Source organism: Streptomyces sp. NPDC006368, assembly GCF_040612535.1.
GTDB lineage: Bacteria > Actinomycetota > Actinomycetes > Streptomycetales > Streptomycetaceae > Streptomyces.
Window position 1 is genome coordinate 1 of sequence record NZ_JBEXQK010000101.1, and the last position, 2,896, is coordinate 2,896.

2 protein-coding genes are annotated in these 2,896 nt (G+C 74.2%); both read left to right on the forward strand.

Annotated features, from left to right (window positions below; genetic code table 11):
• Positions 1 to 1,088: beta-ketoacyl reductase (locus tag ABZZ38_RS30380; RefSeq protein WP_356745759.1), on the forward strand; the 1,088-nt coding region annotated here is incomplete at its 5' end.
• A 55-nt stretch (positions 1,089 to 1,143) separates the two neighbouring features.
• A partial coding sequence (locus ABZZ38_RS30385; RefSeq protein ID WP_356745761.1) for a beta-ketoacyl synthase N-terminal-like domain-containing protein occupies positions 1,144 to 2,896 on the forward strand: 1,753 nt, incomplete at its 3' end.

A 2,896-nucleotide genomic window follows, 5' to 3' on the forward strand; every position in this document is an offset into this window, starting at 1 on the left:
TGGCCGGGGTCAAGGGCGCCCTGACCGGAGTCGTCCACACCGCCGGCGTCCTCGACGACGCCACCATCGAGAGCCTGACCGGCGAACGCCTCGACACGGTACTCCGCCCCAAGGCCGACGCCGCCTGGAACCTCCACGAGCTCACCCGGGACCTGGACGTGAGCGCGTTCGTGCTCTACTCCTCCGTCGCCGGACTGCTCGGCACCGCGGGGCAGGCCAACTACGCCGCCGGCAACGCCTTCCTCGACGCCCTGGCCGCGCACCGCCGCGCCCGGGGGCTGCCCGCCCTGTCCCTGGCCTGGGGCCTGTGGGAGGAGACGAGCGCCATCACCGGGCACCTCGCCGAGGCGGACCTGCGCCGTCTCGCCCGCTCCGGGCTGCTGCCGCTGGCCGGCGACGACGCCATGGCGCTCTTCGACGCCGCCCACGCCGCCGGGGAGAGCGTCCTCGCGGTCACCCGCCTGGACACCCGCGCGCTGCGTGCCCAGGGCGACCAGGTGCCGGTCCTGCTGCGCGGCCTGGTGCGTACGGCGCCCAAGCGGCGCACCGCGTCCGGCGCCGGACCCGACCGGGGCCCCGGCCTGGCCGAGCGGCTCGCCGCCCTGCCCGCCGCGGAACGGGACCGGATGCTCACCGATCTGGTGCGCGGCCGGGTGGCCGCCGTCCTGGGCCACTCCGACCCCGGCACGATCGACGGTGACCGGGCCGTGCAGGAGCTGGGCTTCGACTCCCTGACCGCGGTGGAACTCCGCAACCAGCTGGGGACCGAGACCGGGCTGCGGCTGCCCACCACCCTCGTCTTCGACCATCCGACGCCGCGGGCGATCGCCGCGTACCTGGCCGACCGGCTGGCCGTCAAGGAGGTCGCCCCGGACGAACCGGTGCTGGCCGAGCTGTCCAGGCTCAGGGCGGCCATCGAGGGGCTGGCCTCGGAGGAGGGCGCCCACGGCCGGATCACCGCGCGGCTGCGGGAACTGCTCGCCGCCGCCGACACGGCGGCCGGGGCCGCCGCGCCCGACCAGGACGACGAGGACCTGGAAACCGCCTCCGACGAGGAACTGTTCGCCCTCATCGACGAATTCGAGTGATCCGGCCTCCCCGACCGAGGCCATCCACCAGACGACATCCGGGAGTTGAACGATCATGGCGGGCGAGGACAAGCTCCGCGACTATCTCAAGAAGGCCGTCGCCGATGCCCGTGACGCGCGCAGACAGTTGCGGGACATCCAGGACAAGCAGCACGAGCCGATCGCGATCGTCGGCATGGCGTGCCGCTACCCGGGCGGGGTCTCCTCGCCCGAGGACCTGTGGCGGCTCGTCATGGACGGTACGGACGCGGTGACCGGGTTCCCGGACAACCGCGGCTGGGACCTGGACGCGCTGTACGACCCGGACCCGGAGCGGACCGGCACGTCGTACGGGCGTGAGGGGGGCTTCCTGCACGAGGCGGACCGGTTCGATCCGGGGTTCTTCGGCATGTCGCCCCGTGAGGCGACCGCGATCGACCCGCAGCAGCGGCTGCTGCTGGAGACGGCGTGGGAGACGTTCGAGAACGCCGGGATCGACCCCACCGGTCTGCGCGGCTCGCGCACCGGTGTCTACACGGGCCTGATGTACAACGACTACGGCTCCCGTCCGCATCTGCCGCCGGAGGACTTCGAGGGGTACCTGTTCAGCGGCAGCGCGGGCAGCGTCGCCTCGGGCCGGCTGTCCTACACGTACGGCTTCGAGGGGCCGGCCGTGTCGGTGGACACGGCGTGCTCGTCGTCGCTGGTGGCGCTGCACCTGGCGGCGAACGCGCTGCGCAACGGCGAGTGCGACCTCGCGCTGGCCGGCGGGGTCACCGTGATGTCGACCCCGGTGGCGTTCGTCGAGTTCTCGCGGCTGCGGGGGCTCGCCGCCGACGGCCGCTGCAAGTCGTTCGGGGCGGACGCGGACGGCGTCGGCTGGGCGGAGGGCGTCGGTCTGCTGCTCGTCGAGCGGCTGTCCGACGCGCGCCGCAAGGGCCACCAGGTCCTGGCGGTGGTCCGGGGCAGCGCGGTCAACCAGGACGGCGCGAGCAACGGACTCACGGCGCCCAACGGCCCCTCCCAGGAGCGGGTCATCCGCCAGGCTCTGGAGAGAGCGGGGCTGCGGCCCGCCGACGTGGACGCCGTCGAGGCCCACGGCACCGGCACCCGGCTCGGCGACCCGATCGAGGCACAGGCCCTCCTCGCCACCTACGGGCAGGAGCGGGAGGAGCCGCTGCTGCTCGGCTCACTGAAGTCCAACATCGGGCACGCCCAGGCCGCCGCCGGTGTCGGCGGCGTGATCAAGATGGTGCAGGCGATACGTCACGGCGTGCTGCCCAGGACCCTGCACGTCGATGAACCGTCACCGCACGTCGACTGGAGCGCCGGAGCCGTACGGCTGCTGACCGAGGCCACCGAGTGGCCCGAGACCGACCGGCCGCGCCGCGCCGGTGTCTCCTCGTTCGGGTTCGGCGGCACCAACGCCCACGTGATCATCGAGGAGGCCCCGGCCGAGGCGCCCACGGAGGCGGAGGGCGAGGCGGGTGAGGCGGAGGCCGGTAAGGCGCCGGTTCCCGTGCCCGCGGTGCCCTGGGTGCTGTCCGGTCGGACGCCTCGGGGGCTGGCCGCCCAGGCCGAGCGGCTGCTCGCGTTCGCGGGACGCGAGGACGCCCCGGATCCGGTCGACCTGGCGTACTCGCTGGCCGTCGGCCGGGCCGCCCTGGACCACCGCGCGGTGGTCGTGGGCACCGATCGCGAGGCGCTGCTGGACGGGCTGCGCCTGCTCGACCCCGGTGTGCGGTCGGGGGGTGGGGTCGGGTTCGTCTTCTCCGGCCAGGGCTCCCAACGCCCCGGCATGGGCCACGACCTCTACACCACCTACCCCA